Origin of the sequence: Leucobacter sp. UT-8R-CII-1-4, assembly GCF_030010235.1 — a bacterium.
Lineage (GTDB): Bacteria > Actinomycetota > Actinomycetes > Actinomycetales > Microbacteriaceae > Leucobacter.
This window is the reverse complement of record NZ_JASCRS010000003.1, coordinates 86,730-109,185: the sequence shown is the minus strand read 5'-3', so window position 1 is coordinate 109,185 and position 22,456 is coordinate 86,730. Positions and strand designations below refer to the sequence as shown.

General features: G+C 56.5%; 24 protein-coding genes and 2 tRNA genes. 21 read left to right on the top strand and 5 right to left on the bottom strand.

Features of this window, described 5'->3' with window-relative positions; all coding sequences use genetic code 11:
- The first annotated feature begins 17 nt into the window (after window positions 1-17).
- The 7 genes from gyrB (at window position 18) to QBL02_RS07850 (ending at window position 7,069) form a co-directional block, all read left to right on the top strand.
- Window positions 18-2,012: a DNA topoisomerase (ATP-hydrolyzing) subunit B gene (gyrB, locus tag QBL02_RS07880; RefSeq protein ID WP_282725863.1), complete on the top strand. Its 1,995-nt coding sequence runs from the start codon at window positions 18-20 to the stop codon at window positions 2,010-2,012.
- Window positions 2,002-4,599 carry a DNA gyrase subunit A gene (gene gyrA / locus QBL02_RS07875; RefSeq protein ID WP_282725862.1) on the top strand — a complete coding sequence of 866 codons (2,598 nt, stop codon included), beginning with the start codon at window positions 2,002-2,004 and terminating at the stop codon, window positions 4,597-4,599. Before gyrB ends, gyrA begins: the two co-directional genes overlap by 11 nt.
- On the top strand, window positions 4,592-4,999 hold the full coding sequence (locus QBL02_RS07870; RefSeq protein ID WP_282725861.1) for a DUF3566 domain-containing protein: 408 nt from the start codon (window positions 4,592-4,594) through the stop codon (window positions 4,997-4,999). The genes gyrA and QBL02_RS07870 overlap by 8 nt, the downstream gene beginning before the upstream one ends.
- Before the next feature lie 77 nt (window positions 5,000-5,076).
- A tRNA-Ile gene (locus QBL02_RS07865) sits at window positions 5,077-5,153 on the top strand.
- Window positions 5,154-5,735: 582 nt separating this feature from the next.
- Window positions 5,736-6,167 (top strand): hypothetical protein, encoded by a 432-nt coding sequence (locus tag QBL02_RS07860; protein ID WP_282725860.1) that lies wholly within the window; start codon window positions 5,736-5,738, stop codon window positions 6,165-6,167.
- A 178-nt stretch (window positions 6,168-6,345) separates the two neighbouring features.
- Window positions 6,346-6,418 (top strand) — tRNA-Ala (locus QBL02_RS07855).
- Between the two features lie 63 nt (window positions 6,419-6,481).
- Window positions 6,482-7,069, top strand: a complete 588-nt coding sequence (locus tag QBL02_RS07850; RefSeq protein WP_282725859.1) for a GNAT family protein — start codon at window positions 6,482-6,484, stop codon at window positions 7,067-7,069.
- A gap of 108 nt (window positions 7,070-7,177) precedes the next feature.
- On the opposite strand, the gene hemQ is transcribed toward QBL02_RS07850, so the two are convergent.
- Window positions 7,178-7,888 (bottom strand): hydrogen peroxide-dependent heme synthase, encoded by a 711-nt coding sequence (gene hemQ / locus QBL02_RS07845; RefSeq protein WP_282725858.1) that lies wholly within the window; start codon window positions 7,886-7,888, stop codon window positions 7,178-7,180.
- 28 nt (window positions 7,889-7,916) lie between these two features.
- Window positions 7,917-9,014, bottom strand: coding sequence for a ferrochelatase (locus QBL02_RS07840; RefSeq protein WP_282725857.1), 1,098 nt, complete (start codon window positions 9,012-9,014; stop codon window positions 7,917-7,919).
- Window positions 9,015-9,108: 94 nt separating this feature from the next.
- Here QBL02_RS07840 and QBL02_RS07835 point away from each other — a divergent pair, with 94 nt between their 5' ends.
- The 9 genes from QBL02_RS07835 to QBL02_RS07795 all read left to right on the top strand — a co-directional run bounded on the left by QBL02_RS07835 (window position 9,109) and on the right by QBL02_RS07795 (window position 16,372).
- Entirely contained in the window at window positions 9,109-10,113 is a 1,005-nt protein-coding gene (locus QBL02_RS07835) for an iron ABC transporter permease (protein ID WP_282725856.1), read from the top strand.
- Window positions 10,110-10,892 (top strand): ABC transporter ATP-binding protein, encoded by a 783-nt coding sequence (locus QBL02_RS07830; protein ID WP_282725855.1) that lies wholly within the window; start codon window positions 10,110-10,112, stop codon window positions 10,890-10,892. The genes QBL02_RS07835 and QBL02_RS07830 overlap by 4 nt, the downstream gene beginning before the upstream one ends.
- A 22-nt stretch (window positions 10,893-10,914) precedes the next feature.
- On the top strand, window positions 10,915-11,910 hold the full coding sequence (locus tag QBL02_RS07825; RefSeq protein ID WP_282725854.1) for an ABC transporter substrate-binding protein: 996 nt from the start codon (window positions 10,915-10,917) through the stop codon (window positions 11,908-11,910).
- Between the two features lie 41 nt (window positions 11,911-11,951).
- Window positions 11,952-12,716 carry a GntR family transcriptional regulator gene (locus tag QBL02_RS07820; RefSeq protein WP_282725853.1) on the top strand — a complete coding sequence of 255 codons (765 nt, stop codon included), beginning with the start codon at window positions 11,952-11,954 and terminating at the stop codon, window positions 12,714-12,716.
- Between the two features lie 48 nt (window positions 12,717-12,764).
- On the top strand, window positions 12,765-13,055 hold the full coding sequence (locus QBL02_RS07815) for a cupin (protein WP_282725852.1): 291 nt from the start codon (window positions 12,765-12,767) through the stop codon (window positions 13,053-13,055).
- Window positions 13,056-13,070: 15 nt separating this feature from the next.
- On the top strand, window positions 13,071-13,841 hold the full coding sequence (locus tag QBL02_RS07810) for an SDR family oxidoreductase (RefSeq protein WP_282725851.1): 771 nt from the start codon (window positions 13,071-13,073) through the stop codon (window positions 13,839-13,841).
- A gap of 55 nt (window positions 13,842-13,896) precedes the next feature.
- Window positions 13,897-14,781, top strand: coding sequence for an EamA family transporter (locus QBL02_RS07805; RefSeq protein WP_282725850.1), 885 nt, complete (start codon window positions 13,897-13,899; stop codon window positions 14,779-14,781).
- Between the two features lie 9 nt (window positions 14,782-14,790).
- The gene (locus tag QBL02_RS07800; protein WP_282725849.1) at window positions 14,791-15,825 is read left to right on the top strand and encodes an alpha/beta hydrolase; all 1,035 of its coding nucleotides are present in this window, start codon (window positions 14,791-14,793) and stop codon (window positions 15,823-15,825) included.
- 70 nt (window positions 15,826-15,895) lie between these two features.
- Complete coding sequence (locus tag QBL02_RS07795; RefSeq protein ID WP_282725848.1) at window positions 15,896-16,372, top strand: NUDIX hydrolase; 477 nt, start codon at window positions 15,896-15,898, stop codon at window positions 16,370-16,372.
- Between the two features lie 66 nt (window positions 16,373-16,438).
- Here the strand turns inward: QBL02_RS07795 and QBL02_RS07790 are convergent, their stop codons facing one another.
- Window positions 16,439-16,948: a DNA/RNA helicase gene (locus QBL02_RS07790; protein ID WP_282725847.1), complete on the bottom strand. Its 510-nt coding sequence runs from the start codon at window positions 16,946-16,948 to the stop codon at window positions 16,439-16,441.
- Between the two features lie 143 nt (window positions 16,949-17,091).
- Here QBL02_RS07790 and QBL02_RS07785 point away from each other — a divergent pair, with 143 nt between their 5' ends.
- Complete coding sequence (locus QBL02_RS07785; RefSeq protein WP_282725846.1) at window positions 17,092-17,601, top strand: peptidylprolyl isomerase; 510 nt, start codon at window positions 17,092-17,094, stop codon at window positions 17,599-17,601.
- 2 nt (window positions 17,602-17,603) lie between these two features.
- Complete coding sequence (locus QBL02_RS07780; protein WP_282725845.1) at window positions 17,604-18,575, top strand: rhomboid family intramembrane serine protease; 972 nt, start codon at window positions 17,604-17,606, stop codon at window positions 18,573-18,575.
- Between the two features lie 161 nt (window positions 18,576-18,736).
- Here the strand turns inward: QBL02_RS07780 and QBL02_RS07775 are convergent, their stop codons facing one another.
- Window positions 18,737-19,018 carry a cell division protein CrgA gene (locus QBL02_RS07775; RefSeq protein WP_282725844.1) on the bottom strand — a complete coding sequence of 94 codons (282 nt, stop codon included), beginning with the start codon at window positions 19,016-19,018 and terminating at the stop codon, window positions 18,737-18,739.
- 87 nt (window positions 19,019-19,105) lie between these two features.
- Between QBL02_RS07775 and QBL02_RS07770 the strand changes: the two genes are divergently transcribed.
- The 3 genes from QBL02_RS07770 to QBL02_RS07760 are packed head-to-tail and all read left to right on the top strand — an operon-like array spanning window position 19,106 to window position 20,665.
- A complete protein-coding gene (locus tag QBL02_RS07770; protein WP_282725843.1) occupies window positions 19,106-19,858 on the top strand; it encodes a class E sortase in 753 nt (250 codons plus the stop codon).
- 2 nt (window positions 19,859-19,860) lie between these two features.
- Window positions 19,861-20,025: a hypothetical protein gene (locus QBL02_RS07765; RefSeq protein WP_282725842.1), complete on the top strand. Its 165-nt coding sequence runs from the start codon at window positions 19,861-19,863 to the stop codon at window positions 20,023-20,025.
- A gap of 1 nt (window position 20,026) precedes the next feature.
- Complete coding sequence (locus QBL02_RS07760) at window positions 20,027-20,665, top strand: gamma-glutamyl-gamma-aminobutyrate hydrolase family protein (protein ID WP_282725841.1); 639 nt, start codon at window positions 20,027-20,029, stop codon at window positions 20,663-20,665.
- 88 nt (window positions 20,666-20,753) lie between these two features.
- Here QBL02_RS07760 and pknB read toward each other — a convergent pair whose 3' ends face one another.
- Complete coding sequence (gene pknB, locus QBL02_RS07755; RefSeq protein WP_282725840.1) at window positions 20,754-22,448, bottom strand: Stk1 family PASTA domain-containing Ser/Thr kinase; 1,695 nt, start codon at window positions 22,446-22,448, stop codon at window positions 20,754-20,756.
- Window positions 22,449-22,456: the final 8 nt, after the last annotated feature.

Sequence of the window (22,456 nt, the reverse complement as noted above, 5' to 3'; positions counted from 1 at the left end):
GAGAGATACATCAGCGGATGACTTCAGATCAGGCGGCGAATGCCGAGGAATACGGTGCCGGCGCGATTCAAGTCCTTGAGGGCCTTGAAGCGGTTCGCAAGCGGCCCGGTATGTATATCGGTTCAACTGGTCCACGTGGCCTACACCACCTAGTTTACGAGATCGTTGACAACTCGGTCGACGAGGCTCTCGCAGGTTACTGCGATCTCATCGACGTGACGATCCTTGAGGATGGTGCGGTTCGTGTAATCGATAACGGTCGTGGCATTCCGGTAGATATGCACCCAACCGAGGGGCGCTCCACTGTTGAGGTTGTGCTCACAGTGCTACACGCCGGCGGTAAGTTCGGTGGCGGCGGTTACGCGGTTTCTGGCGGTCTACACGGCGTCGGCTCATCGGTAGTGAACGCGCTCTCGACCAAATTTGCGGTCGAAGTAAAGCGTCAAGGTTTCACGTGGAACATGACCTTTAGCGGGGGAGTGCCAGATGCCCCACTCGCGCAAGGCGAAGCTAGCGACGAAACTGGTACCACAATCACCTTCTGGCCTAGCGCCGAGATCTTCGAAACGATTGAGTTCGACTACGAGACACTGCGTACGCGATTCCAGCAGATGGCCTTCCTAAATAAGGGGCTTCGCATCAAGCTGACTGACTTGCGCCCACAGGAACCTGTCGAAAACGAAGATGGCGAGATGGTTTCTCCCGCTCCGCGAGTCGACGAGTTCATGTATGAAAAGGGCATCGAGGACTATGTACGCTATCTCAACTCGGCCAAACGCGCTGAGATTGTGAATGAAGAGATCATCTCTTTTGAGTCCGAAGATACCTCACGACAGATCGCAGCAGAGGTTGCGATGCAGTGGACCACGGCCTACACCGAGAGCGTGCACACCTACGCGAATACCATTAACACTCACGAGGGTGGTACCCACGAAGAGGGATTCCGCGCCGCATTGACCACCCTGGTCAATAAGTATGCGCGTGAGAAGAACCTGCTTCGCGAGAAAGACGACAATCTTTCGGGTGATGACGTTCGTGAGGGCTTGACCGCGGTCATCTCAGTCAAACTTGGCGAGCCTCAGTTTGAAGGGCAAACAAAAACCAAGCTTGGGAATACTGAAGCAAAAGCCTTTGTACAAAAGGTTGTTGGCGATCAACTCGGAGACTGGTTTGAACGCAACCCAAACTCTGCGAAAGAGATCATCCGAAAAGCAATTCAGGCTGCAACTGCGCGAATTGCTGCTCGGAAGGCTCGCGAGACCGCTAGGCGCAAGGGACTGCTTGAATCTGGCGGAATGCCAGGCAAACTCTCTGACTGCACCAGCAAGGATCCGACAGTCTCAGAAATTTTCATCGTGGAGGGCGACTCCGCTGGTGGTTCGGCAAAAACCGGACGTAACCCCGAGACCCAGGCGATTTTGCCACTTCGAGGCAAGATTCTAAATGTTGAGAAGGCTCGACTTGATCGTGCGCTCAGCAATACTGAAGTTCAGGCAATGATCACGGCATTTGGTGCCGGCATTGGCGAGGACTTCGATCCTGAAAAGGCTCGCTACCACAAGATTGTGTTGATGGCAGATGCTGATGTTGACGGTCAGCACATTACGACACTGCTTCTCACACTTCTCTTCCGCTACATGCGACCACTCATTGATCTCGGTTACGTCTATCTCGCGCAGCCACCGCTGTATCGAATCAAGTGGACTAACCACGAACACGAGTACGTGTTTAGTGACGCAGAGCGTGACGCTAGCCTCGCTGCAGGCGCCGAGAACGGCTACCGCCTGCAGAAGGAAAGCGGAGTGCAGCGCTACAAGGGTCTCGGTGAGATGAACTACGAAGAATTGTGGGACACCACAATGAACCCTGAAACCCGTACCCTGTTGCAGGTTACGCTCGACGACGCAGCAAAGGCAGATGAGATTTTCTCGACGCTAATGGGCGAAGACGTTGAGGCGCGCCGCAGCTTTATCCAGCAGAACGCGAAGGACGTGCGTTTCCTTGACATCTGAGAACGAAACCCCAGAAGGCAACGAAGTTCCCGATCAGGAGAATTTCGCCGTACACGGACGAATCGATCAGGTAGACCTGCAGCTTGAAATGCAGCGTTCTTACCTCGACTACGCCATGAGCGTGATTGTTGGTCGAGCGCTGCCAGATGTGCGTGACGGACTCAAACCGGTGCACCGTCGTGTGATTTACACGATGTACGACGGCGGCTACCGGCCAGACAAAGCCTTCTCGAAGTGCACCCGTGTCATTGGCGACGTGATGGGTCAATTCCACCCGCACGGCGACAGTGCTGTGTATGACTCGCTGGTCCGTCTGGTGCAGCCGTGGGCAATGCGATACCCACTCGCGCTCGGGCAGGGTAACTTCGGTTCACCGGGTAACGACGGTGCAGCTGCTCACCGTTACACCGAGACAAAAATGTCACCACTGGCCATGGAAATGGTTCGTGACATTGACGAAGACACGGTTGATTTTCAGGACAACTACGACGGCCGTACTCAGGAGCCAACGGTTCTGACGGCACGCTTCCCGAACCTCTTGGTAAATGGTTCTGTCGGCATCGCTGTTGGTATGGCGACCAACATCCCGCCACATAACCTCCGTGAGGTCGCCGAAGCTGCGACTTGGCACCTGGAGAACCCAGATGCCAGCCGTGAAGAGCTGCTTGAAGCACTGATGGAACGCGTCAAGGGTCCGGACTTCCCTACGGGTGCACAGATCCTTGGTACCCGGGGTATTAAGGATGCCTACCGCACCGGTCGTGGATCGATCACCATGCGTGCGGTCGTAAACATCGAAGAGATCCAGGGCCGTACCTGCCTCGTTGTTACTGAGCTCCCGTACCAAGTGAACCCAGACAACCTCGCGGTCAAAATTGCCGATTTGGTCAAAGAAGGCCGCGTTCAGGGCATTTCGGACATTCGCGATGAGACCAGTGGCCGCACTGGTCAGCGTCTTGTCATTGTGCTCAAGCGCGATGCGATCGCAAAGGTTGTGCTTAACAACCTCTACAAGCACACGCAGCTTCAGGAAAACTTTGGCGCAAACATGCTCGCCATTGTTGATGGAGTGCCTCGTACACTTTCTCTCGACGGCTTCATTACGAACTGGACGAAGCACCAGATTGAAGTCATCGTTCGCCGCACCGAGTACCGGCTGAAAAAGGCTGAGGCCGAGGCTCACATTCAGCGCGGTTACCTCAAGGCGCTTGACGCACTCGACGAAGTTATTGCCTTGATCCGTCGTTCACCAACTGTGGACGAAGCCCGCGAAGGGTTGATGGGCCTACTCGGCGTCGACCAGCTTCAAGCTGACGCGATCCTCGGATTGCAACTTCGTCGCCTTGCTGCCATGGAGCGCCAGAAGATCCTCGACTACGCAGCCAAACTTGAGGCGCAGATCAAGGAGTACGAGGGCATCCTCGCTTCACCAACGCAGCAGCGTGGGATCGTGATCGAAGAACTCGGCGAAGTTGTCACGAAATACGGCGACGAGCGTCGCAGTGCGATTATGCATGGCTATGACGGCGATATGTCGATTGAAGACCTGATTCCTGAAGAGGAAATGGTTGTCACGATCACCCGCGGTGGCTACGTGAAGCGTACGCGAATCGACAACTACCGCTCACAGCACCGCGGTGGCAAGGGCGTGAAAGGCGCGCAGCTTCGCGCTGATGACATCGTCGAGCACTTCTTTGTCACCACGACCCACCACTGGCTGCTGTTCTTCACGAACACCGGTCGTGTGTACCGTGCGAAGACTTACGAGATTCCAGAGGGCGGCCGCGATGCGAAGGGCCAGCACCTCGCCAACCTGCTCGCGCTCGCACCAGACGAGTCCGTAACACAGGTTCTTGACCTGAAGGAATTTGGTGAAGGTTACCTGCTGCTTGCAACCCGTGACGGTCTGGTCAAGAAGACTGCACTCAGCGAATACGACACGAACCGCACCGGCGGCATTATTGCCATCAAGCTGCGTGAGGGAGACGAACTCGTCTCCGCGCTGATTGCAGACAACACTGATGATGTGCTGCTTATTTCACGTCAGGGTATGTCAGTCAGGTTTACGGCTTCTGACCAGGCACTTCGACCAATGGGCCGCTCGACAAGTGGCGTGCGTGGCATGAACTTCCGCGACGGAGACGCACTGCTCGCGGCATCGACAGTAACTGAAAACGGGTACGTCTTCATTGTCACTGAGGGTGGTTACGCCAAACGCACCGAGGTCAGCGAATACCGAGTCCAAAACCGTGGCGGTTTTGGTATCAAGGTTGCGAAGCTTGACGAAGCCCGTGGCGATTTGGTCGGCGGATTCATTGTTGATGACAATGATGAAGTGTTGGTAGTTCTTGCGAGTGGCAAGGTTGTGCGCTCCCGTGTTGATGAGGTTCCGGCTAAGGGACGAAACACAATGGGCGTCGTATTTGCACGATTCCCAGAGGGAGATCGTATTATTGGCATCGCACGTAACACGGAACGCGGTCTCGACGACGAAGAGTCCGAAGATGCCAGCAGTGTCGAGGGTGAAGATGAGCAGAAAGCCATTGAACCCACACAGACAGAGAGCAAGGAAAGCCTGAATGAGTAACACAGTCGCCGACAAGCTTGCGAAAAAAACTCGCAAGAAAGCGCCGGCCAAGCAGGTTCGCCTGAAGCTGGTCTACATCGACTTTTGGTCGTCAGTGAAGTTCTCCTTCCTGGTCTCGCTTTGCGCGGCGATCGTGGGCATCGTTTCAACGATGTTGATTTACACGGTACTTCTCTCGACCGGTGTGCTCGCAAAGCTCAACGAGCTTGTGATGGACATCGTTGGCGATCAGGTCAGTCTGCTTGAGCTTCTCAACTATGGCACCGTGTTCACTTTTGGACTCGTAGTTGGTGTGCTGAACATTATCGTTGGCACTGCCTTCGGTGCTGTGGGTGCTCTTATCTACAACCTGCTTGTGCGTATGCTTGGCGGGTTCCAGCTGGGCTTCACCAGCAATTAAGTTTGACAAATTTCGGAGATCACGCGCGTTCGATTTTACTTTCGCGCGTGATCTCCGGTAGAGTCATTTCTTGGTCGGGGGCTATAGCTCAGGTGGTTAGAGCGCTTCACTGATAATGAAGAGGTCCCAGGTTCAAGTCCTGGTAGCCCCACCATCGAACCCCGGGTCTCATTGCGAGGCCCGGGGTTTTTGCATGGATCGAAAGGGTTCTCCAGTGGAATCCCTTGAGACATGCATAACCGTGTGTTCACAGTGAACTGTGGGACGTAGTAGCGTTTACGGCCCGCAAATGGGATCCACGGTGCCGCTCATTGATGAGCGAAGGCGGGTCGTCGTTGCGCACCAGGTTTAGGGTTACATGTGCCCCGACTGCAGCGACGAGTGTCCCGAAAACTACGCGGAAGCGTTCGGTTCGGTGACGATTTTCTGTGATTACGGGCCACGGTATGACGCTGCGAGAGTGAACCTGAGCCGGTTGCTTGCAGCGACCTAAGCAGGGGAGTTGATCCTCTTGGGTCGTGTCGTCCAGATTGTTGGTTCGGTGTCCGATTTCTATGATCTCCTGTTGATCTTTAAGGAGCGTGGTTTCGTGGTTGGTGCTGCCATAGCGAACGAAGAGGTCCCAAGTTCAAGTCTTGGTAGCCCCATCAAGAACCCGGTTCTCCTTGTGAGGGCGGGGGTTTTCTCGTTTCCGGGTAGCTGCAAAGTCCAGTCTTTCTGTGAGTAATATGACCACATGTCGTTCAACATTGCGCTTGCCTATCTCCCGCACACCGATCTCACCGGTGCAGGCTCAACCCTGGGGGAGCAGCTCTCATTCTCAGACGCCTCTTCGGGGCTCAGTGAGGGGCCTTCGGCAGCGCAGTTCGGCGAGCACGCCATAATCGTTGATCCGACAGCGATGTTGCTCCAGGCCCCTCCGGGGAACGCGACCATAGTCGGGCTCTTCGGTACGAGTGACACGTATTTTCTGCAAAGCACAACATCGAAACCGCGATTGCTTGTCTATTCCGAGGGCGAGGTTGTTGAAGATGAAGGCGAACCCCTAGAAGCTGAGGCGTTGCTTGAGCGGGAAAACTCAATGGAAGACGGCTTTCTTGCGATTTTTCAGCGAGTTTCTGGTGCAGGGTGGGAGCAGCTTGAGGCCCTTGAATGGCGTCGAATTTAGGTCTAAGAACGCTGGATCCCCAGGTGCCGACACGCCGCATTCTCTGAGGCAGAGTAAGGCTAGCGGCCTGATTGAATGCCTCGTTTTGCAGTGTACGGATTATCTCGCTATAGTTGATGAGTCGAGGCCGACAGATGAAAATCAGAAAGCCTCTGAGAAAAATCGCAAGATTTGTCTCGGGTCCTTAACTCAGTTGGTAGAGTGCCTGCTTTGCAAGCAGGATGTCAGGAGTTCGATTCTCCTAGGATCCACAACAAACAAAAGCCCCGCTTGAAGCGGGGCTTTTGTGTTTCCAGGATTGCTAGGGTTTTTGTATGAGTGCGCAAAACGAATCAAGTATTGGATTTCGTGATCTTGAGATCTGGCCACTGTCGACCGAACGCCTCAGCATTCGCCCAGCCGAGCTTGAAGATGTCGACGCGCTGTGGCGCTTTCGTGGTCTCGACGAGGTCGGTGAATGGCTTGGCTGGCACCCAGTCGATCAGGATGACTGGAACAAGACCTACCCCGAGAAGTACCTCGACTACCTCGTGGTTGAGGTTGACGGTGAGATCATTGGTGATCTGATGCTGAGCGTTGGTGATGGTTGGGGCCAGCGTGAGATCAAAGACCAAGCCAAAGGCGTGCAGGCTGAGATCGGTTGGACTTTAGACCCCGCAGCCTCGGGCAAGGGCTACGCGACAGAAGCCGCAGGAGCCCTTCTGGACGTGTGTTTCCGAGATCTGGGGTTACGCCGCGTAGAAGCCGGTGCTTTCGCTGCAAATGAGCCCTCGTGGCGTCTGATGGAACGTTTGGGAATGCGTCGAGAGTCCTATTCGGTAAAAGAATCGCTACATCGCGAGCACGGCTGGATCGATGGATTGCTGTATGCGATCCTCGCCGATGAGTGGCGTGGCCGATAAAACTGGGCCGGGTACCTCACCTGACTGACAAAAACGCTCCCTCCCTCGCCAGTAGCGAGAGCAGGGAGCGTTTTTCGTGAGTAGCTAGTTAAATAACGTGCAGGGCGGTTACACCATTGCGCGACGAAGAAGTGTCTCGGCGTCACGGCGTGGGCCGGTGAAGAACGGCAGTTCATCACGAACATGCAAACGTGCCTCGGTAGCACGAAGCTCGCGCATGAGATCAACGATACGAATCAAGTCGTCAGCCTCGAAGGCAAGCAACCACTCGTAGTCACCGAGTGCGAATGACGAAATCGTGTTTGCGAGCACATCGCCGAAGTCGCGCGCCGCGCCGCCGTGCTCGCGCAACATGCGGCTGCGATCCTCGTCTGAAAGCAGGTACCACTCATACGAGCGCACGAATGGATATACGCAGACGTAATCTTTCGGTGCATCGCCGGCAAGGAAGGCCGGGATATGGCCCTTGTTGAACTCTGCTGTGCGGTGCACACCAATGTTTGACCACACCGGGTTCAGGCGGCCAGCGGAGCCCTCGAGCACCGCGCGGTACGCTTCCTGCAGCGCTTCGGTGGTTGGGGCGTGCAGCCAGATCAGCACATCGGCGTCGGCACGGAAGCCCGATAGGTCATACCAGCCGCGTACGGTGAGGCCATCGACGGCAGCGATTCGTGCGTTGATCGCAGCGACCGCGCTCTCTCCGGGAGCTTCGACCAGGCGATCCTCGGCAAATGCTGCGTACATTGTGTAGTTCACGGCCGCGTTGATCTCTTCGGCAACCGCTGAATGATCAACAAATGGCTTCTGGGTGTCGCTCATGTTTGTACTACTTCCTTTGAAATCTGAATTAGTCTTCGTCGCCAGCGAGCACCGGCAGACCGGTGACCTCTCCGTGACGCATACGGCAGCTATTTGGTGGTGCAACGTCGGGGAACGCACCGAGTGTGCCTACGGTTGGTGCATCTACCTGCTCGCCTCGTTCGCGTGCTGCTCGCTCAACGATCATGTCGACGATGCCGGCTACGAAGTCAGCGCGCACACCGACAGTTGCGGCGCGAGCCGCCACCATGCCCTGTTCTTTGGCGGTTTCCATTGCCTCAACATCAAGGTCAAACGCGACCTCCATGTGATCAGAAACAAAACCGATTGGAGCAATCACAATTCGCTTTACGCCCTGAGTAGCAAGCTCTTCGATGTGGTCGTTCACGTCTGGTTCGAGCCATGGCACGCGAGGATCGCCCGAACGTGAGCAGTAGGAAAGCGACGAGGCAAATTGCACGCCGAATCGCTCTGCGAGTGCAGCATCGATCGACTGTTGAACATCTTCGTGCTGCTCTTTGTAGCCGGGGCCGGTTGCTGCCGAAGCATCTTGCATGGTGTCAGGGATTGAGTGAGTGACGTACACAATGTGTGCGCCCTCATGGCCGCCCTCGAGTGATTCGAGCGCCTCAACAATTGCAGACGTGTTTGCCGAGACGAAGGCCGGATCGTTAAAGAAGGGGCGAAGAATGTCAATCTGCGGGGCGAGTTCGCCAAGTGCATCCCGGGCAGCAGCCAGGTGTTCGCGATACTGGCGGCTGCCTGAGTACGATGCATAGGCGCTGGTGACCAGCGTGAGTACGCGCTTTGTGCCGAAGGCGGCGGCGTCACGCAGAGTGTCCACCGTGTAGGGGTGCCAGTTGCGGTTTCCCCAGATCACCGACAGGTCGATGTGGCGGCGCTTCAGCTCGGCCTGTAGGGCCTCAAGCAGTGCCAGGTTCTGTTCGTTGATTGGGCTCTTGCCGCCGAACATGTAGTAATGCTCGCCGACCTCCTTGAGCCTTTCTTCGGGGATGTTCTTCCCCTTGGTGACGTTACGCAGAAACGGAACTACGTCGTCAGATTCGTTGGGTCCTCCAAAGGAGCACAGGAGCAGGGCATCATATGGATCGGTCAGGCGAGTCACGATTTTCACCATATCATCAGAAACTGCATAGATCTGATCTATAACATCAGACGTGTGAGAGCTGCTTTCTCATTCCATTAAACCGAGGAAATCTGTGAATCGCCGAAGTGTCTGGATCACCGCTACCGCGGCAACTCTGCTGCTGGTTGTTGCGGCATTCTTGTCACTTTCGCTCGGTGTTGTGAGACTCAGCGTGCCTGAAACTCTGCAGGCACTCTTTCGCCCGGCAGAAGCGGAAAACTCGGCGGCCGCAGTAATTTGGTCGATCAGATTGCCACGCATCATCGTCGCAATGCTGGTGGGTGCCGGCCTAGCAACCGTCGGCGCAGTGATGCAAGCGATCCTGCGAAACCCTCTCGCTGAACCAGGCATTACAGGTGTGTCAGCCGGTGCCGCTGTCGGAGCTGTTGCGGGAATCACCATGGGACTTGCAGGCAGCAGCCAGTGGGGAATTCCACTCGCTGCCTTTGCCGGCGCCGCCATCGTCTCGTTGATTCTGCAATTTGTTTTGCAGACCCGCCGCGATCTCGGGCCTGCGACCATCATCTTGGTCGGTGTGTCAATCAGCGCACTCGCTGGCGCGATTATTAACGTCCTAATTGCCAACGCGCACGATGACGCCCTGGTGCGTAGTGCGCTTTTCTGGCTAGCAGGTGACCTAGAGCTGCGCAGTTGGGACCACGTATTGATCGCACTTGCGCCGATCGTGCTTGGTATCGCGTATTTGCTATCCCGGATCCACGCACTCGATGCGCTCTCACTCGGTGAACAAACAGCCGCAACGTCGGGTGTGAACGTTGCCAGAGAGCGTGTGCTCCTCCTTCTCGTGGCCTCTCTGGTCACCGGTGCAGCCGTAGCCGTGAGCGGAATCATTAGTTTTGTTGGACTGGTCGTGCCGCACGCCGTGCGCCTTATCGTCGGCGCCTCACATGCTCGCCTGCTGCCACTGTCGGCACTCGGCGGCGCGTTGTTCCTTGTGCTCGCCGACACCATCGCGCGCGCAGCATTCGGTTCAGTTGTTGTGCAAACAGGCGTCGTCGCCGCACTAGTCGGCGCGCCAATCTTTCTCATTCTGCTACTCAGAAAGAGGCCAGCATGATCCAACTCACAGCATCGTGCCCAACTCTTGCGGGCACACTCACCTTCGACTCATTCGCAGCAACACGTTCCGGCAGAGCGCTAGGAGATCCACTCGAGCTTCGCTTTTTACCGGGCACCGTACTCGGCGTCGTTGGTCCCAACGGCGTGGGAAAATCATCGTTGCTCTCGGCCCTTGCGCACTCGGGCGTAGAACGTCTCGGCACGGCAAAACGCGGCGAACGAGACTTGAGCGGCATGTCGGCAAGCGACCGAGCTTCGTATGTCTCACTGCTCGCACAAGACGTGAACGCACCAGAAGAATTACGTGTGCAAGAGCTCGTAGCGATTGGGGCCAGAGCTTCAAAACGTCCACACCCCACGGAAGCCGCGAAAGAAGCACTCGCCGAAATGGGTGTTGCAGATCTCGCGAAACGACGATTCGGCACGCTCTCTGGCGGCCAAAAACAGTTGGTGCAACTTGCTCGCGTACTGGCTCAGAACACACCGATCGTGATTCTTGATGAACCCACGTCGGCGCTTGACCTGTACCACCAGCGCATCGTTGAGAAAACCATGCGAAAACTCGGTGAGGACGGAAAAATCGTGATCGCAGCGCTGCACGATCTCAGTCTTGCGCTCAATGCGTGCACACAAATCTTGCTGCTGAGCAGCGACGGCGAATCTTACGCTGGATCGCCAGAAGACGTGCTTCGCCCAGAACTAGTGCACGCGGCCTACGGCGTGCAGACCAGTATCCACACCACTCCACAGGGTCGCAGATTTCTTTCGACCGACTGACACAGACAAACAAAGGAATCTGATGAAACGTGCACGCCTCGTTACGGTTTCAGCCGCAACTCTCACCGCGCTGACCCTCACGCTCAGCGGATGCGCAACAGCGAATGACAAAAAGCCAGCTCCCGAAGCGGCCACACAAGAAGTTGCCTGGCCACGCACCATTGATATTCCGGCGGGTGCCGGAGGTGAAGCTTCAACCCTCACCATTGAGGCAGAACCTAAACGAATCGCGGCCCTTGACTATGAGAGCGCAGAAGTTATTGCAGAGCTCGGCCTGGCAGATCACCTAGTGCTGATTCCCGAGGCGGTGCTGAATCCAGCGCTTGGCGGTCACGTCGAAGAACTCGAAAAGGTTGAATCCACCTTTCCTGTTGCAATGGAAATCCAGGCAGAAAATGTCATTGCACTCAATCCGGACCTTGTTGTGATGAGCCCGCGTCATGGCAACGAGGCACCCATTGCTGATGTACTTCAACAAGCAGGTATTTCGGCGCTGCAGCTCCCAGACTCATGGAGCAGCAGCAAAGCATTGATCACAAATATTGATCTGATCGGCCAGGCAACCGGCGGTGACGAGCAAGCAGACACCCTGCAGACCGAGATCAAGGAAGGCCTGAAGAACGAGGCAGCCGAAAGCACTGACGACGGCCCCCGCGTGATGGTGCTGACCAACCAGGCCGGTCGGCCATTCGTAACCGCGGGGAGCGCGTACCCGATCGAGCTGCTTGGACTTTCTGGCGCGCAGAATGTCGCCGCAGAGCTGGGAATTGACCGAACCGGGCCAATCAGTGCCGAACAGCTTGTACAGGCAAACCCGGACGGAATCGTGCTGATTGATATGAACGGCACGGGTGACCGAATGTTCACCGAATTACTCGCGAATCCGGCCGTGGCCAGCCTTTCTGCAATCTCAAACGAGAAGGTATTGCGAGTTGAAGGACGCCAGGTGCAGGCACTTGGGTTGACCGCCACAGTTGATGGGCTTTCCCAACTCACTGATTGGGTTTCGACGCTCTAACCTAGGTTCCGGTACATTGTGACCGGAAGGAGGTGAGCGTAATGGCAGTAAGCGGACCGCAAAGCGGCTCTCAGAAGGCTCGAAATGCGCTCACCTACCTGCGTTCCCACATCGTTGGGGGCGAGTGGCAGGTGGGGGAGCTTATCCCGAAAGAGCCTGAGCTGATGGAACTCATCGGCGTCGGGCGATCAACCGTTCGCGAGGCAGTACGCGCCCTCGCGACCCTCGGCATGCTTGAAACCGTGCCCGGAGTCGGCACATTTGTGCGGGCAAGAACAGCAGTCGGCACGGTACTCACTGAGTTTCTTTCCGGGCATGACATTGAAGAAGTGCTGATCTATCGACGCTCACTCGAGATCGAAGCTGCTCAGGCGGCAGCACTCAACCGCAGCGAAGAGCAGCTTGAAGCGCTCCGAGCAAGCTACCAGCACAGCCTTGACTCACAGCAAGAAGAGCAAGAGCGCTGCAACCACACAACCCGAGCCAACTCATTTCACCGTCTCATCGTTGAAGCAAGTGGTAGCCGTTTGCTGCTAGATCTCTACATCGGAGTGATGCAGGCGCTCAACGAAGCAGCCGATCGTGGGTTGATCTACCTTGGTATTTCGAACGATACGATGCTCGCTGACCATCGAGCCCTTTTGCGTGCAATTGAAGATCAGGATGTGCGCCGGGCAGCGCACGGTATGGCATTGCACGTTGACCGAGATCTTGTGCTTCGTACCGACATGCTTGACTTCGCACCGAATACTTCACGAGCAGAAACACTGATTGAGGCAGGCTTCGAACCCTCAATCGACGACTGAGAACGATCAGCAGGTGTCGTCTATTTTTGGCGAGCTAGACTGCTCACTATGAGCACCGGATCACACGCAGAACTGCAGCTAGAAAACGAGCAATTCAAGGTTACGAAATGGACCATTGAAGCTGGCGGCGTGATCCCGATGCACGTGCACGAGTACGAGTATGTTGTGGTGCCACTCGTGACCATGAGCATGCACGTGGTGAATAGCGACGGCAGCGAGTTCGAGGCGGCTCTCGTGACCGGCCAGAGCTACACACGGCCGGCAGGATCAGAACATCAGATTGAGCACCGCGGCACTGGCGACCCCGTCGTGTTTGTTGAAGTTGAGCGCCTGAGTTAGTTGAGGTTTGCGCGCGTGAAAGCAACAACAGCACTGATCACCGGCGCCAGTTCTGGGCTTGGCGCTGAATATGCGAGACAGCTCGCAGCGCGCGGGTTTTCGCTAGTGTTGGTCGCGCGAAACCAAGAGCCGCTTGAACAGCTCGCCACCGAGATTGAGACACAGCACGGTGTTCGCACCGAGATTATTGCTGCAGACCTGCTTCTCGAAGAAGGTCTTGATTTGGTCGAATCACGGTTATTGAGCGAGGATCGCCCAATCAGAGTGCTCGTGAACAATGCGGGCTTTGGCTTGCCACTGGACTTTGAAAACAACGAGATCACCGAAGAAGTGCGCCATCTGCGCTTGCACAACGAGGTACAGATGCGGCTCAGCCATGCTGCACTGCAGGGAATGCTGGCACGGCGGGCCGGCACGATCTTGAACATCGCGTCGGTTGCCGCGTTTATTCCACGAAGCACCTACTCGGCGTCGAAGCAATGGCTCGTTGTGTTCTCACGCTGGGCCAACGCGCGCTATGGGCCGCGCGGAGTGACGGTGACAGCCGTCTGCCCAGGCTTCACTCACACGCATTTCCATGAGCGAATGGGTCTCGCCCCCGGTGAAGAAGGTGTGCCGAATTGGATGTGGCTGAACGCTGAGCAGGTTGTTGCCGAGTCGTTGCGCGATGCAGCACACAATAAGGCGCTCTCAATTCCATCTCTGCGCTACAAGTTTTTGGCGGCGCTCGCCAGAATCGTGCCCGGTGAAATTACCGCACGGGTTGGCGAACGCGGCAGAATCTAACGCAGATTGTAGGGCGCATTCTGCAAAGCAGGCCCTTGATAACTAGTGTTATCTCGTGACCGCAACGCCCGAGCCCGCAGCCTCTCCCGCGCCCTCTGCCAAAAAGGGCATGAGCCAGGGAATAGCGCTCGCGCTAGCAGCCTCGCTTAGCAACCAAGCAGGGGCGGCAACCGGTGCGCTTGCCTTCTCTGCGATCGGGCCCGTTGGCGTCGTCGTGATTCGTCAGGTGATCACTGCTATCGTCATGCTGCCACTTGGCCGGCCCAAACTTCGACGGATGACCTGGTCGCAATGGTGGCCAGTGATCTGCCTCGGCATTGTCCTTGGCGTCATGAATATGACGGTGTACGCGACGATCGATCGATTGGGCCTTGGGCTCGCAATCACTCTCGAGTTCTTGGGGCCGCTCGCCATTGCGATCCTCGCCTCTCGTCGATTGATCGATGTGCTGTGTGGCGTGCTTGCTGGCGTGGGTGTGGTGGTGCTCGTAAACCCGAGCCCCAGCACTGACTTTATTGGCGTCGGCATCGGACTCATTTCGGCTGTTGCTTGGGCCTGCTATGTGCTGCTCAATCGCAAGATCGGCCAGCGTCTTCCAGGTTTTGAGGGTTCGGCTGCAGCGAGCCTTGTTTCAGTGGTGATGTGGATTCCGATTGCATTTTTCTGGTTCAGTGCACACCCTCCCACCCTGCTGCCAGTAATTTTGGCGGTGGTGTGTGCGTTGCTGTCGTCAGTTGTACCGCTTTCGATCGACATGCTTGCCTTGCGTAGACTTTCACCAGGGTTGTTTAGCACTCTTGCGAGTATGCATCCGGTGTGGGCAGCAATTGTGGGTCTTCTGGTGTTGCACCAGATGCTGAGCTTGCAAGAATGGCTCGGAATCGCACTTGTGGTTGTGAGTAACGTACTAGTCACTGCCACAAATCTGCGCCGCGCGTAGACTCAAAATATGACGCAGTGGCGACCAGACGCGCTCGGCGATGAGTTTGAGTGCACAGACATTGATCTGGGAACAGACAAAGAGGGTCCGTTGTGCGCGACGCTGGTGCGCGCACTGCCGGAGCACCTTGGTTTCTGGAAACGGTTTTTTGGCTCTAGCCGCGAGTTTGAACATCTTGATGTGTTGTACGTGCACGGCTGGAGCGACTACTTCTTTCAGAAGCAACTGGCTAGGTTCTTCACATCGCGTGGTGCACGCTTCTATGCGCTGGATCTGCGAAAGTACGGGCGCAGCCTGCGTGAGGGGCAAACATTTGGTTATGTCGAGCATCTCGATGACTACGACGCCGAAATAGCTGCCTCAATTGCAATCATTCGGGGCAAGAGTGCGAGTGAAGCCGATCAGATTGCAGATCTTCCAAGTGAACGAAAACTGGTGCTTTTTGGTCATTCGACCGGGGGCCTCGTGCTGAGTCTTTGGGCTGATCGACACCGGGGCATTGCTGATGCGCTGGTACTCAATAGCCCGTGGCTAGAGTTGCAGATCACGGGTGCCGCCCGCCGAGCGATTGCGCCAGTGATTAGTCTGCAGGCTTGGTTTAACCCGCGCGATGTTGCGATGCCACAGCTTGATCTTGGGTTTTACACCCTCGCGCAGCGCGCGAGCTGTTCTCCTGAAGAGCTTGACACGATCAACCCTGCTTGGCGCCCAGAACATACGATGCCTATTCGGGCCGGTTGGTTGCGAGCTGTTATTGCCGGGCATGAGCGGATCAGCGCGGGTATCGATGTGGGAGTGCCCACATGCGTACTGCTTTCTGCCAAGTTTGAATTCGCGTTGAACTGGAACGACAACATGCTGCGCGCCGATACGGTGCTAGAAGTCGATGAGGTGGCGAAAGCCGCTCTGAAACTTGGACCCTCGGTGACAGTGGAGCGCATTCCTGGTGCGCTACACGACATCTTTCTCTCGGCTCCCGATGCTCGCGCGGACGCGTATAGCCGTGTTCGGCGTTGGCTCCGAGGCTGGCAAGCGACTGCGTAATCTTCTCAGCTTCGAACCAGCCCAGAGTTTCTCGCGGCTTGCTGTTACACGGAGCCGGTAGGCTCAACGTATGGAGATCCGAGTCGCCGCGTATGCGGTTGTTGAGCGCAGGGGCAAACTGCTGCTCACCCACTGGCGACGAGGGCACCTGCACGGTTGGACCCTGCCAGGGGGCGGTCTTGAAGCCGGCGAAGATCCACGTGATGCCGTGGTGCGCGAGGTCTTTGAGGAGACCGGTCTTGAGGCTCGTGTTGGCAAGCTAATTGGGGTTGATTCGCGGGTGATGATTCGTGAGGAAGTTCCCGAGGGAACCGACCCGGAACTGCACACCATTCGAATCATTTATCGGGCGAGCGTGAAAGACGGACCGCTTCGAAACGAAGTTGGCGGTAGTTCTGATGAGGCGCGCTGGGTTGCTATCCGAGACATCAAAGGACTGCGTACTCTCTCGCTGGTACAGGCGGCGATGCGAATGGCTGGCATAGATCAGCGCAATCGTGGCGGCAATCGCAGGCCGGCTAACCGTCAGGGCCGTTCAAACAAATAGCCCCAAGGGTACAAAAAAGCGTGGTGTCTCAGGCTGTACAGCCCAAAACACCACGCTTTTGAGAAGTTAGTCGCGATCCTCGGGAGCAACCCAGAGTTCGTCGTCGCTGCGGAACGCCTGCCAAAGGGTGTAACCGATTGCGCCAGCAGCAGCAACACCGGCACCAATTGCGAGAACGCGACCGAAGGTTGAACGCTTCTTCTTCGGTGCCTGGATCAGGCCCTGCTGCACACCGAATGCCTGCACCTGACGGGCTGCATCGCTGTTATCCATGCGCTCAAGGCCGCGAATGGTACTGGCAAGGGCAGATGCGAGCAATGGTGCAACCAGCAGACGAGCGTTCGCCTGAGCGCGACGGGCGGTATCGATGCCGCGGTCGATCTTCGGGCGTACACCCTCGATTGCATCATTTACGCGAGGTACAACGACCTCGTTTCCCAGGTGCTTAGCCTGGCGGCCGGCCTCCTGAGCGAGCACACCAGCGTGCCCAAGAATTTCGCGCTGCTCATCGAGCAAAACCTCAGCCTGGGAGCGGAGCTTGTTCAGTTCGCGCTTGCGCTTGCGTGAGAGTGACATATGAACCTCCGGAACAGTACGGATAGGGCGTGCCTACTCTCCCCACGCTACACGATAGGACCGTGTGAACACGATGACTCTGTAGAGAAGACACAGCAGATGCTCACGGTTTGGCGAGCTTACTACCTCATACAATGGCAACTATGACTCTTCATACCGCAGTTGCGACCATTCACACGAACCACGGCGACATCGTGATCAACCTTTTTGGTGATCACGCTCCAAAGACCGTGAAGAACTTCGTAGACCTCGCTCAGAAGGGCTTCTACGACAACGTTATTTTCCACCGTATTATTCAGGACTTCATGATCCAGGGTGGCGACCCAGACGGCACTGGCATGGGCGGCCCAGGCTACACCTTCGATGACGAGATTCACCCTGAGCTCGTTTTCGACAAGCCCTACCAGCTCGCTATGGCAAATGCTGGCCAGCGCCGCGACATGACCGGCAAGATGTCGGGCACCAACGGTTCGCAGTTCTTCATCACCACGATGGCTCCAGCCTGGCTAAACGGCAAGCACTCGATCTTCGGCGAGGTTGCTGACGACGCTTCGAAGACCGTTGTTGACGCAATTGCCGCTGTGCCAGTTGGCGCACAGGATCGCCCGCTTGACGCTGTGGTGATGACCGGCATCGATATCGCTGAGGTCTAAGCGTGTCTTTTGGCGGTACCGGTACTCCTCGATTTGGCGAACGCGCTGAGCCCGGGCCAAACGACTACTGCTACCGCCACAAGGATCGGCCAAGCTTCACGCTGTGTCAGCGCTGCGGCCGCACCATTTGCTCTGAGTGCCAGATAGTTTCGCCTGTCGGCGTGCTCTGCGCAGAGTGTGTGCGTGCCGCAGCGCCAAGCACTAGCGCGCGGGTTGGCCGGTCGGCGCGTGTGATCACGCGCAAGCTGAGTGACACGGATCGTCCGATTGTCACTTATATCTTCATCGCGCTCTGTGCGATCGTCTTTGTTGCTCAGATGATCAGTAGCTGGTTCTTCGGTAGAGACGGTATTGACCCGGTTACTGCGACGCTTTGGTACGCGCCGGTGTACTCACTGCCAAGTGATGTCTCGGCTACGTTGAGTTCATCTTTTGGGTTTGAGCCGTGGCGGCTATTTACCGCGATGTTTACTCACTCGACTGGGTTCTTCCTGCATATTCTCTTCAATATGTATGCGCTCTGGCTGTTTGGCCCGGGGCTTGAACGGTTGCTCGGACGCCTTTGGTTCACTGTGCTCTATCTCTTTAGCGGCATCGGTGGATCGCTTGGCGTGATGATGTGGGTGTATTTTGCGCCAAACACATCTCAGGCTTTGTTCACTGCAGCGGTGGGCGCTTCTGGCGCAATCTTTGGCCTTCTTGCCGCCACCTTTGTCGCTCTCAAAGCGAACCGGGCAAATGTCACGTCTCTTGCTGTACTTATCGGAATTAACTTTGCGATTGGTTTGATTCCAGGTGCCGCGATTTCTTGGCAGGCGCACCTTGGCGGCATGGTCATTGGTGCGCTCACCATGTGGCTGCTGCTGATCACGAACGGGCCGCGTAAAGCTACTCAGCGGGTGGTGGCCATGTCCGGTGTGGCGGTGCTGATCGTAGCGCTCTCGATGCTCTACTTCGTGGTGCTTCCCGGTTAGGTCGGCTCGGCGGAGTACCTGTTCATAGAGACAGCAAGAGGGTGCGAGTTCAAATCTGAACTCGCACCCTCTTTTGCTATTTCACAGAAGTTATCCACAGGTTTATCCCCACCTGGGGAGAATTACACCGGTGTGATTCGGGCGGAATTATGCGGAAGTTGTTACTTCCACCAAGGCGTCATCATAAAACCGATGAGCACCAGGCCGAAGCCAACAAAGATGTTTCCCTGACCAAGCGCTGGGATCGGCAACGGCAGTGGAGTAGCGCTCGTGATGTAGTACACGATGATCCAGATAAGTCCGAGCAGCATAAAACCGAACATGAGCGGCTTGAACCACACTGGGTTCGGAGCTTCGCGGCGCAATTCTGCCGCCTCAGCCTTGCTCAGGCGGTCAATGTTTTTCGCGCTCTGCTTGCTTACGTCTTTTCCTGCTGCAGCCATGCGATCGATTCTACCTTCAGCAGCGTAGAGATACCTACGATTGCTGTGTTCGAAAGTTCTCACAGCCTGCGCACCTACAATATGGCTATGACAGGTCGCCATACGACGAAGAAGCGGGCCCGGGCAAAGCTCAGCCCGTTGACAGTAATTGGTGAGCTCCTTTTTGTGAGCGGCCTTATTGTTGTCGGTTATCTGGTGTGGCAACCCTGGTACACCAGCACAGTTGTGGTTGCCGAACAGGGCAAACTTTCGCAGCAGATCGCCGCCGACCTCGACGCCGCCGCGCCTACAGAGCCGTACGACGGTGTGATTCCGGCAGCTGCTCGAGTGCCCGACAACGAGGTGTTTGGCCTCATGTACATTCCGGCGTTCGGTTCAACCTTTGTGAATAACATCGCTGAGGGTGTCTCTCGCAACGAAGTGCTGAATCTTTCAGATCGCGGGATCGGCCGGTACTCGACCACGCAGATGCCTGGAGAGCCGGGTAACTTTGCGGTAGCTGCGCACCGATCAGGGCCGCGCACGACACCGTTCAAAGAGATTATGAATCTGCGTCTAGGCGATTCAATCTACGTGAAAACGGCAGAGGGCTGGTACACCTACAGCTTCCGCTCGATTGAGTACGTGCTACCTGAAGAGAGCGACGTACTGCTCCCGTTCCCGAGACTTGACGGTGTGCCCGGAGTCGACCAAATCTTGACCCTCACCACCTGTCATCCAAAAGACTTCGGATCAGACGAGCGCGCTATTGCCTATGCCGTACTCGACTCGTTCCAACCAACAAGCGACGGGCCACCCGAATCGCTGCTCAAAGTTAATCCAGACCTAGGGAAGGCATAAACATGTTCTCGCTGATCTGGCGATTCCTCCCCGGCCCAGCCTGGCTGCGGATCGTATTCATGCTCGCGGTGCTTGCCGGCATTGTGTACGCACTGGTGTTCTACGGATACCCGTGGGCAGCACAGTTTTTTGACACCGAACAAGACCTCGCGACGGTAGGGAGCTGACATGACTCGAGTACTCGTCATTGATAACTACGACAGCTTCGTTTATACCCTGAACGGTTACCTGCAGCAGCTCGGCGCCGAAACCAAAGTGATTCGCAACGATGAAATCACCATCGGCGAACTTGAGCAGATGGTGCGCGAATACGACGGTGTGCTGATCTCACCTGGACCGGGCACCCCAAGCGATGCTGGGCTATCCATTCCAATGGTGCATCTAGCGTTGCGAAGCGGTGTGCCCCTGCTGGGCGTCTGCCTCGGCCATCAAGCGATTGCTGAAGCGATGGGTGCCACGGTGACTCACGCTGACGAATTGATGCACGGTAAAGTCTCGATCGTTCAGCACAACAACGATTCATTCTTCACCGGGGTCGAATCAGAGTTCAATGCAACGAGGTACCACTCGCTCGCTGTCGTGCGTGACACTGTGCCCGCTGAATTGACCATTACGGCAGAAACCTCGAGCGGAATCGTAATGGCGTTGCGCCACACTGAACTTCCGATCTACGGAGTGCAGTACCACCCCGAGTCGGTGCTCACCGAGGGCGGTTACCGACAGCTCGGTAACTGGCTGGTGGCCTGTGGCGCACACGAAGCGGCTGAGATCGCCGCATCACTCTCACCCCTGCTCAGCGTGAAGTAGGTTTTACGCTGGATCGATCCAACGCAAAAAGGTAGAGGCGCAGCTCATACGAGCTGCGCCTCTACCTTTTACAAAAGATCAATCGGCATTAGCCGGTGCAGTAAGAAATAACTACCTCTGAGTTCTGGGGCTGCTGGCCAACCAGTGACTGCTCGATTACCGGGTAACCAGCCGCTTGGGCACAGTTGTCGCGAGGCATCGGCTTTACGCTGACAAGGCCGTTCAGCAGGCTTCTTGCCACTTCTAACGCCTGCCCATTTACATCCGGAACGTTCACGAGACCCGTCGAAACAGTCACATCAATCGCATCGCCAGGCTTCAACGCAGAACCAGGTTCAGGAAGAACACTCAGCACCCGATCTGTCGGAGCGCTCGGATCGTCAGCCTTTGAAACGGTACCAACGGTGAGGCCAAGCGCCTCAACCGCTTTGGTGTACTCATCAAGCGATTGCCCGCTGAGGCTCGGCACCTTCGGATTCGCTGGCCCAGTCGAAATAAACACGGTGACCTCCGTGTCCGGGGCAACACGCTCGCCGGCCACAGGATCTGTCTTCACCACGGCACCAATAGGCGTATCGTCATCAGCGATCTCTTGTACAAGAGGTTTCAGATCAAGATCGAGGAGATCTTCAATCGCCTCGGTGCGTTCAACCCCAGCAAGCTTCGGGATAACTCGGCTGCTCTCCGGCACAAAGTTGCTTGGCACCATAGTGACAACCCAGAAAGCGACAGCGGCGATAACCGCGGTGATCGTCAAGATCGAAGCCCACACCCACATCACCGGCGGGCGGCTCTGCGAGCGATTCGACCCACCGGTCTCTGAAAGGCGGCGCAGCGCAAGGTCAGACTCAGACACGTCAGTGCTGGTGCTAAACAACACCGAAGCCTGGTCATCGTCACTGCTGAGCTTCGGCACCACGCCGGTAGCAGCGAGGCGAAGCGCGTCGCGAAACTCAGACGCAGTCTGGAAGCGGCGGTTTCGATCCTTCGCGAGCGAGTGCATAACCACACGATCAAGAGCCTCTGAGAGCTCATCGTTATGCGTGCTCGGCGCCTGTGGGCGCTCGCTCACATGCTGATAGGCCACCGCCACTGCAGTGTCACCACGGAACGGAACGGTACCAGCGAGCAATTCGTAAAGCAGTACACCGGTTGAATACAGGTCGGTGCGGGTATCAACCGTCTCGCCCTTTGCCTGCTCTGGAGAGAAGTATGCGGCTGTGCCCAGGATCGCCGTGGTCTGCTGCACGGTCGAAGAGGTCTCAGACACCGCGCGAGCGATACCAAAGTCCATCACCTTGACCTGACCAGACTTGGTGATCATGATGTTGGCAGGCTTGATGTCGCGGTGCACAATGCCTGCACGGTGCGAGTACTCGAGAGCAGTCAGCACAGAATCAACAACGCGGCAGGCCTCAGCCGGAGTCAACTGACGTTCTGAAGTGATTTCACGCAGATTCTGACCGTCGACGTACTCCATCACGATGAATGGAAGCCGCTGCGGGCCAGCCGCAGACTGAATAAGGTCGTCGCCGGCATCAAGCACACGCACCACACTCGGGTGAGCGAGACGTGAAGCCGACTGAGCCTCCTGGCGGAACCGCGAACGGAACTGCTCGTCGTCGGCCAGGTTGGCACGCATGATCTTGATCGCAACCTGGCGACCAAGTTTCACATCGGTGCCGCGATAGACCGTGGACATGCCACCTTGACCCAGCAGCTCGTCGATCGAGTAACGACCTGCAAGCATGCGCTGAGGGCCTTGGGTGGCAGTCTGCGACATCTCATACT